We start from the raw sequence: 18,264 nt of genomic DNA on the forward strand, positions 1-18,264 counted from the left end.
CTGCCGCCCGCCGAGGAAAGGTGACCTTCGGTCCGCGGACGGTGGTTCCCGCCTCGCGCGTCACAAGTACCGCGCGTGTCCTGTCACGGACGGAGTACGACCTTTCCGAGGTTGCGCCGGGACTCGATCACCTCATGCGCCATCGCCGCGTCCTCCAAGGCGAACTCCCCGTGCACGACGGGCCGAAGCGTGCCGTCCGCGAACATCCGCCACAGTTCCCGTCGCCACCGCTCGTACAACTCCGGGCGCTCACGGGCGATCCGCGCCATCTGGAAGCCCGTCACGGACTTGGCGCCCACGAGAAGGTCGTACGCCCCGATCGTCCCGCCGCCCGAGCTGTACGCGACCAGCCGCCCGCCCGGGGCCAGCGCGGCGAGCGCCGGGGTGAGCAGCTCGCCGCCGACCGCGTCGAGGGCGTAGTCGACGGGTTCACCCCAACTGCCGTCCGTGTAGAGGGCGGTGGCGTCGGCGCCGAGCGCGCGCACGAAGGCCGCCTTGGCCGGGTCGGAGACCGCGCCCACGACCCTGGCCGCGCCCCGGGCCCGTGCGAGCTGCACGGCGAGGTGGCCGACCCCGCTCGCCGCCGCCGTGATCAGCGCCGTCTCTCCCGGCTCGGGGTGCGCCGCCTCCAGCGCGCCGAGCGCGACCAGCCCGCTGCGGACCAGGGCGACCGCGTCGACCGCCGAGGCCCCGTCGGGGACCGGGGAGGCCATGGCCTCGTGCAGCAGCGCGAAGTCGGCGTAACCGTTGCCGAAGCACAGCCCCGTGACACGGTCGCCGGGCCGGAAGCGGGTGACGCCGGCGCCGACGGCCGCCACAGGGCCGGCGAGTTCGCCCCCGAGCGGCACCGGCTGCGCGGCCTCACCTACCTTGCGGACGACCGGGAGGGTGACGCCGACCGCCTCGCAGCGCACCAGGAGCTCGCCCGGGCCCGGCTCGGGGACGGGCGCCTCCTCCAGGAACAGCGGGCCACCCGTGGACTCGTACCGGACGCGACGCATCGCACCGACCTCCCCTGAATTCATTGGTGCCCCCAACGATAGGGGCGTGGTCGTTGGGAGGTCCAATGAATAGTGGTTAGGCTGGGCGCATGGCCGAAGCACCCCTGCCCGCGATCCGCTACCTCCCCAGCTGGCTCCTCGGCCGTGCCGCCGCCCGCGGACGGGCCCTGGTGGCCGAGGCGCTGGCCGACGAGGGCCTGAAGATGTGGCACCACGTGGTGCTCTCCGCCGTCCGCGACCTCGCCCCCGTCGCCCAGGCCGACCTCGGCCGCGGGGTGCGGCTCGATCCCAAGGACCTGGTCGGCATCCTGAACGACCTCCAGTCCGCCGGTCTCGTCCTGCGTGAACCGGACCCCCGGGACCGCCGCAAGAACGCGGTGTCCCTCACGGGCGAGGGAGCACGGCTGCTGACACGCTGCGAGAAGGCGGCCCGGAAGGCCAACGAGGAGCTGCTGTCCCCGCTCTCGACGGCCGAACGCGCCCAGTTCATGAGCCTGTTGATCCGGATCTCCGGTACCGAGGGCTGATGACGGATAACGTTCCGTCATGACCGCACCCCTCGCGCTCGACCCCGCACGCACCGCCCTCGTGCTCGTCGACCTGATGGACCGTATCGTCGCCCTGCCCCTCGAACCCCGCAAGGGCACCGAAGTCCTCGCCGTCGCAGAGGAGTTGGCGGCCGCGTTCCGAACGGTCGGCGCTCCCGTCGTGCTCGTGCGCGTCCAGCGGCCCGGTGCCGCCGAGCAGCCACCCGGCAGCGGCCTGGTCACCGGCCTCGTACGCGACGGTGACATCGAGATCGTGAAGCGGACCATCGGCGCCTTCCAGGGCACCGACCTGGACGCGCGACTGCGTGAACACGGCGTCTCCACGCTGGTGTTCGGCGGGATCGCCACCAATCTCGGTGTCGAGTCCACGGCCCGTGCCGGCGGCGACCTCGGCTACGACCTCGTCTTCGTCGAGGACGCCATGGCCGCTTTCACTACCGCCGAACACGAGGCCTCGGTACGGCTCGACTTCCCGCGCCTGGGCACGGTGGTCACGTCGGACCGGGTGCGCTTCACGGCGGACTGAGCCCCCGCCCCCGCCCCGGCATCCGCGGTCAGCTCCGGGTGGCCGTGGCGGCCTCCAGGGTGAGCCGTTGTTCTCCCGCGTACACGTTCATGGAGTGGCCGCGCAGGAAGCCGACCAGGGTCAGACCGGTCTCGGTGGCGAGGTCGACGGCCAGGGAGGACGGTGCGGACACCGCCGCCAGCACGGGGATGCCAGCCATGACGGCCTTCTGCGCCAGCTCGAAGGAGGCGCGGCCGGAGACCAGCAGGATCACCCGGGACAGGGGCAGGTTCGCGTTCTGCAGGGCGCGGCCCACAAGTTTGTCGACGGCGTTGTGGCGGCCGACGTCCTCCCGAACGTCGAGGAGTTCGCCGTCCTCGGTGAACAGGGCGGCGGCGTGCAGCCCGCCGGTGCGGTCGAAGACCTGCTGGGCCGCGCGGAGCCGGTCGGGGAGGTCCACGAGCAGGTCGGGGTCGATGCGGAGCGGGGGAGTGTCGTTGATCGGCCAGCGGGTGGTGGTGCGCACCGCGTCCAGGCTGGCCTTGCCGCACAGGCCGCAGGAGGAGGTCGTGTAGACGTTGCGTTCGAGGGTGATGTCGGGGATGGCCACGCCGGGGGCCGTCTTCACGTCGACGACGTTGTAGGTGTTGGAGCCGTCCGCGGTGGCTCCCGCGCAGTAGACGATGTTCTGCAGGTCGCTCTGCCGGGCGAGGACGCCTTCGCTGACCAGGAAGCCGGCGGCGAGGGCGAAGTCGTCGCCGGGAGTGCGCATGGTGATCGCGAGGGGTTTGCCGTTGAGGCGGATCTCCAGCGGTTCCTCGGTGACCAGGGTGTCCGGCCGGGACGAGACCGCCCCGTCGCGGATGCGGATCACCTTGCGTCGTTCCGTGACTCGTCCCATATGTGTCTCAGTCCCGGTTCTGTACGTGCTGGTAGCCGAAACGGCCCGGCCCTTGCTGTATCTGCTGCCCATTGTCCTGCACCGGCGATCCCGTACGCCTGCGATATATTGTCTACAGTATGGAGTAGGTTCAGAGTCTGCAACAGTACGAGGGCGGGCCCAACGTCCCCTGGAAACCGGTCGGTTCGACCGTTCGTCGCGTCCGGGATACCGCTCATCGCATACGGTCGTCGTGCCGCCTTTTCAACCACCTCGTTTGTTCCTAGCGTCCGGGATCATGAGTCCCCCTGTCGCGCCCCCGGGGTGGAGCCGCTGGCTCGTCCCCCCGGCCGCTCTCTCGGTCCATCTCTCCATCGGGCAGGCGTACGCCTGGTCCGTGTTCAAGCCGCCGCTCGAGTCCGCGCTCGGTCTCAGCGGCACCCAGAGCGCACTGCCCTTCCAGCTCGGCATCGTGATGCTCGGCCTGTCCGCCGCGTTCGGCGGCACGCTCGTGGAGCGCAACGGGCCGCGCTGGGCGATGACGGTGGCACTGATCTGCTTCTCGTCCGGCTTCCTGCTCTCCGCGCTGGGCGCGGCCACCGAGCAGTACTGGCTGATCGTCCTCGGCTACGGCTTCGTCGGCGGCATAGGCCTCGGCATCGGCTACATCTCGCCGGTCTCCACCCTGATCAAGTGGTTCCCGGACCGGCCCGGCATGGCCACCGGCATCGCCATCATGGGCTTCGGCGGCGGCGCGCTCATCGCCTCGCCCTGGTCGGCACAGATGCTGCAGTCCTTCGGCTCCGACAGCTCCGGGATCGCGCTCGCCTTCCTCGTGCACGGGCTGTCGTACGCCGTCTTCATGCTCCTCGGCGTCCTGCTGGTGCGCGTGCCGCGCAGCGAGAAGCCGGTCGAGAGCGCGCCCAGCGCCTTCGAAGGGCCGCAGGTCTCGGCGCGCAACGCCGTGCGCACGCCCCAGTTCTGGTGTCTGTGGGTCGTGCTCTGCATGAACGTGACCGCGGGCATCGGCATCCTGGAGAAGGCCGCCCCGATGATCACCGACTTCTTCAAGGGCACCTCGACCCCGGTCTCGGTGTCGGCCGCGGCAGGCTTCGTCGCGCTGCTGTCGGCGGCCAACATGGCGGGCCGTATCGGCTGGTCGTCGACGTCCGACCTGATCGGACGGAAGAACATCTACCGCGTGTACCTGGGCGTGGGCGCGGTGATGTACGGGCTCATCGCCCTGTTCGGCGATTCCTCCAAGCCGCTGTTCATCCTGTGCGCGCTGGTGATCCTCTCCTTCTACGGCGGCGGCTTCGCGACGGTCCCCGCCTATCTGAAGGACCTCTTCGGGGCCTACCAGGTCGGCGCGATCCACGGCCGGCTGCTGACCGCCTGGTCCACGGCCGGTGTCCTCGGACCGCTGATCGTGAACTGGATCGCCGACCGGCAGGAGAACGCGGGCAAGAGCGGCTCCGCCCTCTACGGCATGTCCTTCGTGATCATGATCGGGCTGCTCGTCGTCGGATTCGTCGCCAACGAGCTGGTCCGCCCCGTCAGCGCCCGTCACCACATTCCCGCACCGAGGGAGGCCGCCGATGTCACAGCCCGACAGCAGTCAGAGTCCGCCTGACCGGCGTCCGCTGATCGCCCTGGCCTGGGTGTGGGTGGGCGCGCCGCTCGCCTACGGGCTCTACGAGCTCGTCCAGAAGGCGACGCAGCTGTTCACCAAGTAACCGTTCGGCAGGTGTCCGGGCGTCCGAGGGGTGAGGGAAGCCGACAACTCGGGCGCCCGTTTCCTGTGGCCTTACGTGCCCGCGTACCCGTGAGTCACTGATCAGACTGGGGGATCCGGCTACCCAAGGCAACGAGGGGGACCCCCCATGAACGGCTCGCGGATCGCCGCAGTCGGCCACTACCAGCCCGCCAAGGTACTCACCAACGAGGAACTGGCGGGCCTGGTCGACACCAGCGACGAGTGGATCAGGTCCCGGGTGGGGATCCGGACCCGCCACATCGCCGGCCCCGACGAGCCGGTCGACGAGCTCGCCTCGCACGCCGCCGCCAAGGCGCTGGCCGCGGCCGGACTCGCCCCCGCCGACATCGACCTGGTCCTGGTCGCCACCTCGACCGCCGTCGACCGGTCCCCGAACATGGCCGCCCGGGTCGCCGCCCGGCTCGGCATCCCCTCGCCCGCCGCGATGGACGTCAACGTGGTCTGCGCCGGGTTCACCCACGCGCTGGCCACCGCCGACCACACCGTCCGGGCCGGTGCGGCGACCCGGGCGCTGGTGATCGGCGCCGACAAGATGTCCGCGGTGACCGACTGGAGCGACCGCACCACCTGCGTGCTCGTCGGCGACGGGGCGGGCGCGGCGGTCGTCGAGGGGGCGGACGTGCCCGGCATCTCGCCGGTGCTGTGGGGATCGGTGCCCGAGATGGGGCACGCCGTGCGGATCGAGGGCGAGCCGGCGCGGTTCGCGCAGGAGGGGCAGAGCGTCTACCGCTGGGCGACCACGAAGCTCCCGGCACTGGCCCGGCAGGCCTGCGAACGTGCCGGGCTCACCCCCGCCGACCTCGCCGCGGTCGTGCTGCACCAGGCGAACCTGCGGATCATCGAGCCGCTCGCGCAGAAGATCGGCGCGGTCAACGCCGTCGTGGCCCGCGATGTCACGGAGTCCGGGAACACCTCGGCGGCCAGCATTCCGCTCGCGTTCTCCAAGCTGGTCGAGCGGGGCGAGATCTCGACCGGCGACCCGGTGCTTCTGTTCGGGTTCGGCGGGAACCTGTCCTACGCCGGTCAGGTCGTCCGCTGTCCATGACGTGCGCGATGTGACGTGGCCGACTCGCGGTTTACCTGGCTCCTGTGCGCCGTAGACTGTAGACAAAAGGCAAGCAGTCAGGGGTGTACGGGGGTGTCCGCCGCCGAGGAGGGGGACCGCGATGTTGTCGACGGGACTGCCGCAGGGAGCCGTGCCGAAGCTGGAACGTCCCGGCCCGCTGCGTGACCGTGTGTACGAGGCGTTGCTGGAGCTGATCACGACGCGTGCTCTGCAGCCGGGTCAGCATTTGGTGGAGAGTGAGCTGGCGGGTCATTTGGGGGTGTCGCGGCAGCCGGTGCGGGAGGCGTTGCAGCGGTTGAACACCGAGGGGTGGGTGGATCTGCGGCCGGCTCAGGGGGCGTTCGTGCATGAGCCGACGGATGAGGAGGCGGATCAACTCCTGACGGTACGCACCCTGTTGGAGGCTGAGGCGGCTCGGCTGGCTGCCGCGAATGCGGGCAGTGCGGGTGTTGCGGCGCTGGAGGCGTTGTGCGCTGAGGGGGAGAAGGCGGTCGAGGCGGATGATGTGGACGCCGCGGTCGCTTTGAATGCCCGGCTTCATGCGATGGTCATGGAGTTGGCGGGCAATGCGGTTCTGGCGGAGTTGGCGGGGCAGGTGGATCGTCGGGTGCGGTGGTATTATACGCCGGTGGCCCGTCAGCGTGGCCGGCAGTCGTGGATCGAGCACCGTGAACTGATCGCGGCGATCGCTGCCCGGGATGAGCGGCGTGCCACCGATCTGATGCGGGAACACACCGAGCACACGCGGACGTCGTATCACGCACGCCAGCGGTCGTAGTCACCTCACCGGAACGCCGCCGCGTGGTCCCGGGCCCACCGGGCGAAGGTGCGCGGTGCCCGCCCCGTGACCCGCTCCACCTACGGTTTCGGCATGCCGGCGGCCTCCATCTCTCGGGCGCCCGCACGAGTTCGGCCCCCACATTCCCCGTCACCCCCGTCACCGGAAACTTGCGCTCCCCTCCCTCGCGCCCATCCTGCGGGGGCGCGCGCCGGGACGCCAGAGTGCCGACACGCCTTTGTCCTGAGAGTGGAGAAAGTCGGCATCAATCTGTGCACAGCTTCTTCCCAGGTTCGGTAGCCGCTGCTACGTTCCCCTCGAAAGCCCGGCAACTGGTGGCCGAATGAGGCGGGGAGGGGCTCGTGAGACGCATGACGGCACGACCCGCGAACGCGCATCAGGCCCGGCTGCTCAAACTGTTGCGCGACGGAGGGCCCAACTCCCGTGCGCAACTGGGCGATCAGGTCGACCTGTCACGGTCCAAGCTGGCCGTGGAGGTGGACCGGCTGCTGGAGACGGGCCTGATCGTGGCCGACGGACTCGCCGCCTCCCGCGGCGGGCGCCGCTCCCACAACATCCGGCTCGCCCCCAATCTGCGTTTCCTCGGCGTGGACATCGGCGCGACCTCGGTCGACGTCGCCGTCACCAACGCCGAACTCGAGATCCTCGGACATGTCAACCAGCCCATGGACGTCCGCGAGGGCCCGGTCGCGGTCTTCGAGCAAGTCCTGTCCATGGCCGCGAAGTTGAGGGCGTCGGGGCTCGCGGAGGGCTTCGACGGCGCCGGCATCGGCGTCCCGGGTCCGGTCCGCTTCCCCGAGGGCGTCCCCGTGGCTCCGCCGATCATGCCGGGCTGGGACGGCTTCCCCGTACGGGAGGCGCTCAGCCAGGAACTCGGCTGCCCGGTCATGGTCGACAACGACGTGAACCTGATGGCGATGGGGGAGATGCACGCGGGCGTGGCACGCTCCGTGGGCGACTTCCTCTGCGTCAAGATCGGCACCGGCATCGGCTGCGGCATCGTCGCCGGCGGCGAGGTCCACCGCGGGGTGACCGGCAGCGCGGGCGACATCGGGCACATCCAGGCCGTGCCCGACGGCCGCCCCTGCGCCTGCGGCAACCGGGGCTGTCTGGAGGCCCACTTCAGCGGGGCGGCCCTCGCCCGGGACGCCGTGGAGGCGGTCGAGCAGGGACGCTCCGAGGAACTCGCCGCACGGCACACGGCGAACGGCGGTCTGACCGCGGTCGACGTCGCCGCCGCCGCTGCCGCAGGCGACCCCACCGCCCTCGACCTGATCCGTGAGGGCGGCAACCGGACCGGTCAGGTCATCGCCGGACTGGTCTCCTTCTTCAACCCGGGCCTGGTGGTGATCGGCGGCGGGGTGACCGGCCTCGGCCACACCCTGCTCGCCGCGATCCGCACCCAGGTCTACCGCCAGTCGCTGCCCCTGGCGACCGGCAACCTGCCCATCGTGCTGGGGGAGTTGGGCCCCACCGCCGGAGTCATCGGCGCGGCCCGGCTCATCAGCGACCACCTGTTCTCACCCGCGTAAGCCATCCCGGTACGGCCCTTTCGGCTGCGGCTCTTCCCGCCGCGCCCGGCCCCTCCAGCACAGCGCCCTGCTTCGCCCTGCCCTGAAACCGGCCCGCACGCCCGCCAAGGGGACCTCATGGCACCAGAACCACCGCTGCTCAGCATGTCCGGCATCACCAAGACGTTCCCCGGAGTCCGGGCCCTCGACGGCGTCGACCTCGACGTCCAGGCCGGTGAAGTGCACTGTCTGCTCGGCCAGAACGGGGCCGGGAAGTCCACCCTCATCAAGGTGCTGGCCGGCGCCCACCAGCCCGACACCGGCCGCCTGCGCTGGCGCGGCGAGGAGGTCACCCTCTGCTCGCCGATCGCCGCCATGCGCCTCGGCATCGCCACCATCTACCAGGAACTCGACCTGGTGGAGCACCTGTCCGTCGCCGAGAACGTCCACCTCGGCCACGAACCCACGGCGGCGGGGTTCGTCGTACGGGGCAAGGCGGCCCGAGGATCGACGGCCGAGTTGCTGCGACGACTCGGGCACCCGGAGATCGATCCGGCGCGCCTGGTCGGGGAGTTGCCGGCGGCGCAGCAGCAGATCGTGTCCATGGCGCGGGCCCTCTCCCACGACGTACGGCTCATCGTGATGGACGAGCCGTCCGCCGCCCTCGACCCGGACGAGGTGGACAACCTCTTCCGGATCGTCGGCGACCTCACCGCCGAGGGCGTCGCCGTCGTCTACATCTCGCACCGCCTGGAGGAGATCCGGCGGATCGGCGACCGGGTCACGGTCCTCAAGGACGGCCGGGCCGTCGCCGTCGGACTGCCCGCGAAATCGACACCGACGCGGGAAGTCGTGGCGTTGATGACGGGCCGCAACGTCGAGTACGTCTTCCCCGAGCGGCCCGCGTCGGGACCTGGTGGGGAGCCGGTTCTGGAGGTCAAGGGCCTGGCCCGGGCAGGCGAGTTCGAGCCCCTCGACCTCGTGGTCCACCCCGGGGAGATCGTCGGCCTCGCCGGACTCGTCGGCTCGGGACGCTCCGAGATCCTGGAGACGATCTACGGCGCCCGCAAGCCCACCGCCGGTCAGGTCACCGTGAACGGCAAGGCGTTGAAGCCCGGCAGTGTCCGCGCCGCCGTCCGTGCCGGGATCGGCCTCGCCCCCGAGGAGCGCAAGGCGCAGGCCCTGCTGATGCTGGAGTCGGTCACCCGCAACGTCTCCGTCTCCTCCATGTCCCGCTTCTCCAGGGCCGGTTGGATCGACCGGGGCGCCGAACTCGGCGCGGCCCGGGCGGCGACCCGTGAACTGTCGCTGCGGCCCGACAACCCCTCCGTGCCGATCCGCACCCTGTCCGGCGGCAACCAGCAAAAGGCCGTCCTGGCCCGCTGGCTGCTGCGCGGCTGCCGCGTCCTGCTGCTCGACGAACCCACCCGGGGCGTCGACGTCGGCGCCCGCGCCGAGCTGTACGCGGTCGTGAGGCGCCTCGCCGACGAAGGACTGGCCGTGCTGCTGGTCTCCAGCGAGGTCCCCGAGGTGCTCGGCCTCGCCGACCGCGTCCTGGTGCTCCGCGAGGGCCGTGTCGTCCACCGCGCGCCCGCCCGTGAGCTCGACGAACACCGTGTACTCGACCTCGTCATGGAAGGAAGCCCGGCGTCATGACGCAACATGTGTCCCCGCCCCGGGGAAGCGCCGACAAAGTGCCTTCGGTGAGCGAACCGCCCGCCTGGCGAGGGGTGTTCGCCCACGCCGACATCCGCACCCTCTCCCTCCTCGGCGTGCTCGCCGTACTGGTCCTCATCGGCGGCATCACCAAGCCCGACGAGTTCCTCGACACCCGCAACCTCCAACTCGTCCTCACCCAGGCCTCGGTGATCGGTGTCGTCACCGTCGGCATGACCTTCGTCATCGTCTCCGGCGGCATCGACCTGTCCGTCGGCGCGATCGTCGCACTCTCCTCGGTGTGGGCCACCACCGTCGCCACCCAGGAGTACGGCTTCGCGGGCATCCTCTTCACCGCCGTGATCGTCGGCGTCGGCTGCGGACTGGTCAACGGGCTGCTCATCGCGTACGGCGCGATGGTCCCCTTCATCGCCACCCTCGCCATGCTCGCCTCGGCCCGCGGACTCGCCCTGCAGATCACCGACGGCAGCACGCAGGTCGTGACCGTGTCCTCCGTCCTCGACCTGGGGGAGCGCGACGCCTACGTCCTCGGGATACCGCCACTGGTCCTGGTCTTCGCGGTCGTGACGATCATCGGCTGGCTGGTGCTGAACCGCACCACCTTCGGCCGCCGCACCGTCGCCGTGGGCGGCAACGCGGAGGCCGCCCGGCTCGCCGGCATCGACGTCCGCCGCCAGCGCCTCTACCTCTACCTGCTGTCCGGACTGTGCTGCGGCATCGCCGCCTTCCTGCTGATCATCCTGTCCGGCTCCGGCCAGAACACCAACGGCAACCTCTACGAGCTCGATGCCATCGCCGCCGCGATCATCGGCGGAACCCTGCTCAGCGGGGGCCGGGGCACCGTCACCGGCTCGGTGCTCGGCGTCCTGATCTTCACCACGATCACCAACATCTTCGCCCTGAACAACCTGCAGAGCGACGTCCAGCAGATCGCCAAGGGCGCGATCATCGTCGCCGCCGTGCTGGTCCAGCGCCGTACCGCAAGCACGACCTGAGGAAAGGGTTCACCGCCATGCCACAGCACATGAACCGCTTCACCAGTCGCAGAGGGCTGCTTTTCGGGAGCGCCGCCGTCGGGGCCGGTGCCCTCCTCGCAGGTTGCACGAGCAACGACTCCGGCGACGACGAGCCCGCCGCGAACGAGCAGCCGGCCGCCTCCGACTCGCCCGGCAAGCCGGTCACCATCGGCTTCGCCGGACCGCAGGCCGACCACGGCTGGCTCAACGCCATCAACGACAACGCCAAGAACCGGGCCAAGAAGTACTCGGACGTCACCCTGGAGATCACCGAGGGCTCCAACGACACCGCCCAGCAGATCGGCCAGATAGAGACCCTGATCAACAAGAAGGTCGACGTCCTGGTCGTGCTGCCCGCGGACGGCAAGGCCCTCACCCAGGTCGGGCTCAAGGCGATGCGCGCCGGGATCCCGGTCGTCAACCTCGACCGGATCTTCAACACCCCGCAGGCGTACCGCTGTTGGATAGGCGGCGACAACTACGGCATGGGGCTCAACGCCGGCCGCTACATCGGCGAGAAGCTCAAGGGGAAGTCGAACGCCAAGGTCATCGAACTGGCCGGACTCGACAACCTGGAACTCACCAAGCAGCGCACCAAGGGCTTCGACGACGCCCTGAAGAACTACCCCAACATCAGGAAAGTGGCCCGCCAGGCAGCCGAGTTCACGGTCGAGTCCGGGCAGGCCAAGATGGCCCAGCTCCTCCAGGCCCAGTCGAGCTTCGACGCGGTGTGGAACCACGACGACGACCAGGGCGTGGGCGCGCTGCGCGCCATCGACCAGGCCGGCCGCGACGACTTCCTGATGGTCGGCGGCGCGGGCGCCCTGTCCGCCTTCCAGGCCATCAAGCAGGACAACGGCGTCCTCAAGGCGACCGTCCTCTACCCGCCGACCATGGCCGCCTCCGCGATCGACCTCGCCCGCGCCCTCGGCCAGTCCAAGGGCATCGGCGGCCTCTCCGAGTTCGAGATCCCGGCCTCCCTCACCCTCTACTCGGCCGTCGTCGACAAGACCAACGTCGACCAGTACATGTCCACCGGCTTCAAGTGAGGCGTACCGATCCGGGGCCCGGCTTACCGACCGGACCGGCCGCGCGCGGCAGCGCGCCCCGGCCGGACCGATCCGAGGGGCAGGTCCCAGGAGCCCGGTTCGTCGACGGACCGGGCTGCACCCCCCACCGCGCCACGACGACGAGGAGGACATCGCGCATGGCACAGCCCCAGCAGTCAGAAGAGGCCGAGGCGCCGCCGCTCCGGGTCGGCATGGTCGGCTACGCCTTCATGGGCGCCGCCCACTCCCAGGGCTGGCGGACCGTCGGACGCGTCTTCGACCTGCCCCGCCGCCCGGTGCTCGCCGCGATCTGCGGACGGGACGCGGCCGCCGTGCGCCGGGCCGCCGACCGCCACGGCTGGGCGTCCGCCGAAACCGACTGGCGGGCGCTGATCGAGCGGGACGACGTCGACCTCGTCGACATCTGCACCCCCGGCGACAGCCACGCCGAGATCGCCCTCGCCGCCCTCGCCGCGGGCAAGCACGTGCTGTGCGAGAAGCCCCTCGCCAACACCGTCGAGGAGGCACAGGTGATGACCAGTGCCGCCGAAGCAGCCTTCGTGCGCGGCCAGTTGGCGATGGTCGGCTTCAACTACCGCAGGGTGCCCGCCACCGCGCTGGCCCGCCGGATGGTGGTCGAGGGACGGCTCGGCACCCTGCGGCACCTCCGCGTGTCCTACCTCCAGGACTGGCTCGTGGACCCCCAGTTCCCGCTGACCTGGCGGCTGCGCAGGGAACAGGCCGGCTCGGGCTCGCTCGGCGACCTCGGCGCGCACATCGTCGACCTCGCCCAGTACCTGGCGGGAGAACCACTGTCCGGAGTCTCCGCCCTGACCGAGACCTTCGTACGGGAACGACCGCTGGCCGGTGGCGCCGTCAAGGGCCTCGCCGCCGCCTCCGGGACCGGCACCGGCCAGGTCACCGTGGACGACGCGGCCCTGTTCACCGGCCGCTTCACCTCCGGCGCCCTCGCCTCCTTCGAGGCCACCCGCTACGCCACCGGCCGCAAGAACTCCCTGCGCATCGAACTCAACGGCGAGCGCGGCTCGTTGGCCTTCGACCTGGAACGCCTCAACGAACTCTCCTACCACGACGCCACGGAACCCGCGGCGCACGCCGGTTTCCGCCGCATCCTCGTCACCGAGCCCGACCACCCCTACCTGGACGCCTGGTGGCCGCCCGGCCACGGCCTCGGCTACGAACACACCTTCGTCCACCAGGCCCGCGACCTAGTCCACGCGATCGCCGAGGGCCGCCGCCCCGAACCCTCCTTCGCCGACGGACTCCAGGTCCAGCGCGTGCTCGCGGCCGTGGAGGAGAGCGCCGAGAAGAACTCCGTCTACACCCCGATAGCCGTCTGAGGAGGCCCCGGAAAATGCCGCGCCAGTTCACGCTCTTCACCGGCCAGTGGGCCGACCTGCCACTCGAAGAGGTCTGCCGCCTCGCCCGCGACTTCGGCTACGACGGACTCGAACTCGCCTGCTGGGGAGACCACTTCGAGGTCGACAAGGCGCTCACGGACCCGTCGTACCTGGACTCCCGGCACGCGCTGCTCGACAAGTACGGCCTCAAGTGCTGGGCCATCTCCAACCACCTGGTCGGCCAGGCCGTCTGCGACGCCATCATCGACGAACGCCACCAGGCCATCCTGCCGGGCGAGGTGTGGGCCGACGGCGACCCGGAAGGCGTCCGGCAGCGGGCCGCGAACCGGATGAAGGACACCGCGCGGGCCGCACGCGCCTTCGGTGTCGACACCGTCATCGGCTTCACCGGCTCCGCCATCTGGCACCTGGTCGCCATGTTCCCGCCCGCCCCCGAGTCGATGATCGACCGCGGCTACGAGGACTTCGCCGAGCGCTGGAACCCGATCCTCGACGTCTTCGACGCGGAGGGCGTGCGGTTCGCGCACGAGGTCCACCCGAGCGAGATCGCCTACGACTACTGGACAACACAGCGCGCGGTGGAGGCGGTTGACGGCCGTGCGGCCTTCGGCCTCAACTTCGACCCCTCCCACTTCGTGTGGCAGGACCTCGACCCGGTCGGTTTCCTGTGGGACTTCCGCGACCGGATCTACCACGTCGACTGCAAGGAAGCCCGCAAGCGCCTCGACGGCCGCAACGGCCGCCTCGGCTCCCACCTGCCCTGGGGCGACCCGCGCCGCGGCTGGGACTTCGTCTCCGCGGGCCATGGTGACGTCCCCTGGGAGGACGTCTTCCGCATGCTGCGCTCCATCGACTACCAGGGCCCCATCTCGGTCGAGTGGGAGGACGCCGGCATGGACCGGCTCCAGGGCGCCCCCGAGGCACTGAACCGCCTCAAGGCCTACGACTTCGAGCCCCCGTCGGCCTCGTTCGACGCGGCGTTCGGCAACTGAGCTCCTTCTCGCCCCCGGGATGACGGCGCATCCCGGCGCACCCGCACCCACCCGTACGACCGGCCCCTTTCTGGAGGCATCCGTGCACGGGAAAGACCGCACCATCCCGACCGACAGAATCGAGACCCACAGAGGACGCGCCCCCTGGCGCAGAGCGGCGGCCCTGCTCACCGGCTTCCTGCTGGCCGGCGCCTCGCTCACCCTGGCCGCTCCCCAGGCCGGCGCAGCCGTCGCCGCCGAGAGAGCTGCCGGCGGGAAAGCCGCCACCGCGGCCGCCGCCGAGGACTTCCAGCAGGTCACCCTCGCCAAGGGCGAACCGGAGGTCGGCGAGCCCATGTCGCTCGCCGTCCTCCCGGACCGCTCGGTCCTGCACACCTCACGCGACGGCGAACTCCGCATCACCGACGCGGCCGGCACCACCCGCCTCGCCGGCAAGCTCGACGTCTACTCCCACGACGAGGAGGGCCTCCAAGGCGTCGGTGTGGACCCGCAGTTCACCGCCAACCGCTTCATCTACCTGTACTACGCACCCCCGTTGAACACCCCGGCGGGCGACGCCCCCGAGACCGGCACCGCGGCCGACTTCGCGCCCTTCGACGGCGTCAACCGGCTCTCCCGGTTCGTGCTCAACACCGACGGCACCCTCGATGCCGCCAGCGAGACGAAGATCCTGGACGTCCCCGCCACCCGCGGTATCTGCTGCCACGTCGGCGGCGACATCGACTTCGACGCGGCCGGCAACCTCTACCTGTCGACGGGCGACGACTCCAACCCCTTCCAGTCCGACGGGTTCACGCCCATCGACGAACGCGCGAACCGCAACCCCGTCTTCGACGCCCAGCGCACCGCCGGCAACACCAACGACCTGCGCGGCAAGATCCTGCGCATCAAGGTCAACGCCGACGGCTCCTACGCCATCCCCGACGGCAACCTCTTCGCCCCCGGCACGGAGAAGACCCGGCCCGAGATCTACGCCATGGGCTTCCGCAACCCGTTCCGCTTCAGCGTCGACAAGCAGACCGGGATCGTCTACGTCGGCGACTACGGCCCCGACGCGGGCGCCGCCGACCCGGCCCGAGGCCCCGCCGGCCAGGTCGAGTTCGCGCGGGTGACCGGCCCCGGCAACTTCGGATGGCCGTACTGCACGGGTGCCAACGACGCCTACGTGGACTACGACTTCGCCACCGGCACCTCGGGCGCCTCCTTCGACTGCGCCGCGCCCAAGAACAACTCCCCGCACAACACCGGCCTCACCGACCTTCCCCCGGCGCAGGCCGCCTGGATCCCCTACGACAACGGATCGGTACCCGAGTTCGGCACCGGCTCCGAGTCCCCGATGGGCGGCCCGGTCTACCACTACGACCCCGCGCTCGACTCACCCGTGAAGTTCCCCGAGGCCTACGACGGCGACTTCTTCGCCGGGGAGTTCGGCCGCCGCTGGATCAAGCGGATCACCAGCGACTCCGACGGCACCGTCCAGTCGATCAACGACATCCCCTGGACCGGCACCCAGGTGATGGACATGGCCTTCGGCCCCGACGGCGCGCTCTACGTCCTCGACTACGGCGTCTCCTGGTTCGGCGGCGACGAGAACTCCGCCCTGTACCGCATCGAGAACGCCACCGACGGCCACTCCCCGGTCGCCCAGGCATCGGCCGACCGGACGTCCGGACAGGCACCGCTGAGGGTCCGGTTCTCCTCCGAAGGCACCAGCGACCAGGACGGCGACGCCCTCACCTACAGCTGGGACTTCGGCGACGGCTCCACGTCCACGGCGGCGAACCCGACCCACAAGTACAAGAAGAACGGCACCTACACCGCGACCCTGACCGCGAAGGACGCGAGCGGCCGCACCGGCAGCGCGAGCGTGCAGATCGTGGTCGGCAACACCGCCCCCAAGGTGACCCTCGAACTCCCGCAGGACGGCCGACTGTTCAGCTTCGGTGACGCGATCCCGTTCAAGGTGCGCGTGAGCGACCCCGAGGACGGCCGGCCCATCGACTGCGCCAAGGTCAAGGTCACCTTCGTCCTCGGCCACGACAGCCACGGCCACCCCGTCACCTCCGCCAACGGCTGCACCGGCACCCTCCAGACCAGCGCCGACGGCGGCCACGACGAGGACGCCAACATCTTCGGCGTGATGGACGCCGAGTACACCGACAACGGGGGCGGCGGCCAGGCCCCGCTGACCACCCACGACCAGAGCGTCCTGCAGCCCCGGCACCGCCAGGCCGAACACTTCGGCACCGGCTCCGGCGTCTCGGTCATCGCCAAGGACACGGCACACGGCGGCAACACGGTCGGCGACATCGACAACGGCGACTGGATCTCCTTCACCCCGTACGTGCTGAGCAACGCCAAGTCCGTCTCGGCAAGGGTGTCCTCCGGCGGTACCGGCGGCACGCTGGAGATCCGCGCGGGGTCCGCGACCGGCACCCTGCTAGGCAAGGCGACCGTCCCGGTGACCGGCGGCTGGGAGACCTTCCAGGACGTCACCGCCAACCTGTCCCGCGCACCCAGGGGCACCACCACGCTCTACCTGGTCTTCAAGGGCAGCGGCACCGGCGCCCTGTTCGACGTGGACGACTTCACCTTCACGACCGGCTGAGAGGAGGGGCTCGTATGAACACGACTGGACGATGGACGACGGCGGTTGTGGGAGCCGCCCTGCTCCTCGGCTGCGTGTCCGGGCCCGCCGCGTCGCACTCCGCGGACGGCGAGCGGGTGCTGGTCTTCTCCAAGACGGCCGGCTTCCGGCACGACTCGATCCCCGACGGCATCGCGGCGGTGAAGCAGCTCGGTGAGACCGGCGGCTTCACGGTCGACGCCACCGAGGACGCGAACGCTTTCACCCCGCGCAACCTGCGCCGCTACGACGCGGTCGTGTTCCTCTCCACCACCGGAGACGTCCTCGACCCTGCCCAACAGCGCGCCTTCGAGGGCTACATCCGGCACGGCGGCGGGTACGTCGGTATCCACGCGGCCGCCGACACCGAGTACGACTGGGCGTTCTACGGCGGTCTCGCCGGCGCGTACTTCCAGTCGCACCCGGCGATCCAGCCGGCCACGGTGGTGGTCGAGGACCGGGCCCACCCGTCCACGTCGGAGCTGTCTCCGACGTGGAACCGCACCGACGAGTGGTACAACTACCGCTCCAACCCGCGCGACCGGGTCCATGTCCTGGCCTCCCTCGACGAGTCGTCGTACTCCGGCGGCACGATGAACGGCGACCATCCGATCGCCTGGTGCCAGGACTACCAGGGCGGCCGGGCCTTCTACACCGCCCTCGGCCACACGAAGGAGTCGTACGCCGATCCTGCCTTCCGCGGCCATGTGCTGGGCGGAATCCGGTATGCGATCGGCGACGCCCAGGCCGACTGCCGACCGGAGAACGGCTACCGGCCGCTCTTCGACGGCACGGCCGGGTCATTGGCCGGTTGGCAGCAGGCGGGTCCCGGCTCCTTCACCCTGTCCGACGACGGCACACTCACCTCGTCGGGCGGCATGGGGATGCTCTGGTACGCCGGTTCCGGGCAGGGCTTCGGGTCGTACTCCCTGAAGCTCGACTGGAAGATGGCCGGCGCCTCGGGGGACGACAACTCCGGTGTGTTCGTGGGCTTCCCGCCCTCGGACGATCCCTGGTCCGCCGTGGACAACGGCTACGAGATCCAGATCGACGCCACCGACGTACCCGAGAAGACCACAGGGTCCGTCTACGGCTTCCGCTCCGCCGACCTGACCAAGCGCGACCGTGCGCTCAACCCGCCGGGGGAGTGGAACACGTACGAGATCCGCGTGCAGGGCGAACGCCTGCGAGTCTGGCTCAACGGCGTGAAGATCAACGATTTCACCAACACCGATCCGGCCCGCAGCCTGCGTGACGGGCATGTCGGCATCCAGAACCACGGAGCCGACGACCAGGTGTCGTTCCGCGACATCCGGATCAGGGAACTGCCCGCGACAGCCTCCTCGACCGTGGCTTCGCAGGGCGACTGAGCGACGGCGGGCGGGGGACGCCGGACTCCCGCCCGCCGTCTTCACCCCTTCTTCTTCACCCCCTC

The 18,264-nt window shown here is 70.5% G+C and carries 16 protein-coding genes; 14 read left to right on the forward strand and 2 right to left on the reverse strand.

What is annotated here, in order from left to right; genetic code table 11:
- Positions 1 to 83: 83 nt before the first annotated feature.
- Positions 84 to 1,001: a zinc-binding alcohol dehydrogenase family protein gene (locus ACFVYN_RS33080; RefSeq protein ID WP_390005412.1), complete on the reverse strand. Its 918-nt coding sequence runs from the start codon at positions 999 to 1,001 to the stop codon at positions 84 to 86.
- Between the two features lie 89 nt (positions 1,002 to 1,090).
- Between ACFVYN_RS33080 and ACFVYN_RS33085 the strand changes: the two genes are divergently transcribed.
- Positions 1,091 to 1,528: a MarR family winged helix-turn-helix transcriptional regulator gene (locus ACFVYN_RS33085; protein ID WP_390005414.1), complete on the forward strand. Its 438-nt coding sequence runs from the start codon at positions 1,091 to 1,093 to the stop codon at positions 1,526 to 1,528.
- A gap of 19 nt (positions 1,529 to 1,547) precedes the next feature.
- Positions 1,548 to 2,075 (forward strand): isochorismatase family protein, encoded by a 528-nt coding sequence (locus ACFVYN_RS33090; RefSeq protein ID WP_390005416.1) that lies wholly within the window; start codon positions 1,548 to 1,550, stop codon positions 2,073 to 2,075.
- 28 nt (positions 2,076 to 2,103) lie between these two features.
- Here the strand turns inward: ACFVYN_RS33090 and fdhD are convergent, their stop codons facing one another.
- On the reverse strand, positions 2,104 to 2,955 hold the full coding sequence (gene fdhD, locus ACFVYN_RS33095) for a formate dehydrogenase accessory sulfurtransferase FdhD (RefSeq protein ID WP_390005419.1): 852 nt from the start codon (positions 2,953 to 2,955) through the stop codon (positions 2,104 to 2,106).
- Positions 2,956 to 3,232: 277 nt separating this feature from the next.
- Here fdhD and ACFVYN_RS33100 point away from each other — a divergent pair, with 277 nt between their 5' ends.
- From ACFVYN_RS33100 to ACFVYN_RS33155, 12 genes are all read left to right on the forward strand, one after another.
- Positions 3,233 to 4,567: an OFA family MFS transporter gene (locus tag ACFVYN_RS33100; RefSeq protein ID WP_390005422.1), complete on the forward strand. Its 1,335-nt coding sequence runs from the start codon at positions 3,233 to 3,235 to the stop codon at positions 4,565 to 4,567.
- Positions 4,533 to 4,670 carry a hypothetical protein gene (locus ACFVYN_RS33105; RefSeq protein ID WP_167364525.1) on the forward strand — a complete coding sequence of 46 codons (138 nt, stop codon included), beginning with the start codon at positions 4,533 to 4,535 and terminating at the stop codon, positions 4,668 to 4,670. Before ACFVYN_RS33100 ends, ACFVYN_RS33105 begins: the two co-directional genes overlap by 35 nt.
- 147 nt (positions 4,671 to 4,817) lie before the next feature.
- A complete protein-coding gene (locus ACFVYN_RS33110; protein WP_390005425.1) occupies positions 4,818 to 5,756 on the forward strand; it encodes a beta-ketoacyl-ACP synthase III in 939 nt (312 codons plus the stop codon).
- A 121-nt stretch (positions 5,757 to 5,877) separates the two neighbouring features.
- Positions 5,878 to 6,555, forward strand: a complete 678-nt coding sequence (locus ACFVYN_RS33115) for a GntR family transcriptional regulator (RefSeq protein ID WP_390005428.1) — start codon at positions 5,878 to 5,880, stop codon at positions 6,553 to 6,555.
- Between the two features lie 371 nt (positions 6,556 to 6,926).
- Positions 6,927 to 8,108, forward strand: coding sequence for an ROK family transcriptional regulator (locus tag ACFVYN_RS33120; RefSeq protein WP_390005431.1), 1,182 nt, complete (start codon positions 6,927 to 6,929; stop codon positions 8,106 to 8,108).
- A gap of 117 nt (positions 8,109 to 8,225) precedes the next feature.
- Positions 8,226 to 9,743, forward strand: coding sequence for a sugar ABC transporter ATP-binding protein (locus ACFVYN_RS33125; protein WP_390005432.1), 1,518 nt, complete (start codon positions 8,226 to 8,228; stop codon positions 9,741 to 9,743).
- Positions 9,740 to 10,759 (forward strand): ABC transporter permease, encoded by a 1,020-nt coding sequence (locus ACFVYN_RS33130; RefSeq protein WP_390005434.1) that lies wholly within the window; start codon positions 9,740 to 9,742, stop codon positions 10,757 to 10,759. The genes ACFVYN_RS33125 and ACFVYN_RS33130 overlap by 4 nt, the downstream gene beginning before the upstream one ends.
- Positions 10,760 to 10,788: 29 nt before the next feature.
- Entirely contained in the window at positions 10,789 to 11,829 is a 1,041-nt protein-coding gene (locus ACFVYN_RS33135) for a substrate-binding domain-containing protein (protein WP_390005470.1), read from the forward strand.
- Positions 11,830 to 11,987: 158 nt separating this feature from the next.
- Positions 11,988 to 13,190, forward strand: coding sequence for a Gfo/Idh/MocA family protein (locus ACFVYN_RS33140; protein ID WP_390005437.1), 1,203 nt, complete (start codon positions 11,988 to 11,990; stop codon positions 13,188 to 13,190).
- Positions 13,191 to 13,204: 14 nt separating this feature from the next.
- Positions 13,205 to 14,203 carry a sugar phosphate isomerase/epimerase family protein gene (locus ACFVYN_RS33145; RefSeq protein WP_390005440.1) on the forward strand — a complete coding sequence of 333 codons (999 nt, stop codon included), beginning with the start codon at positions 13,205 to 13,207 and terminating at the stop codon, positions 14,201 to 14,203.
- An 82-nt stretch (positions 14,204 to 14,285) separates the two neighbouring features.
- The gene (locus ACFVYN_RS33150) at positions 14,286 to 16,811 is read left to right on the forward strand and encodes a PQQ-dependent sugar dehydrogenase (protein WP_390005441.1); all 2,526 of its coding nucleotides are present in this window, start codon (positions 14,286 to 14,288) and stop codon (positions 16,809 to 16,811) included.
- 14 nt (positions 16,812 to 16,825) lie between these two features.
- A complete protein-coding gene (locus ACFVYN_RS33155) occupies positions 16,826 to 18,199 on the forward strand; it encodes a ThuA domain-containing protein (RefSeq protein ID WP_390005444.1) in 1,374 nt (457 codons plus the stop codon).
- Positions 18,200 to 18,264: the final 65 nt, after the last annotated feature.

The organism is Streptomyces sp. NPDC058307 (assembly GCF_042880295.1).
Taxonomy (GTDB): domain Bacteria; phylum Actinomycetota; class Actinomycetes; order Streptomycetales; family Streptomycetaceae; genus Streptomyces.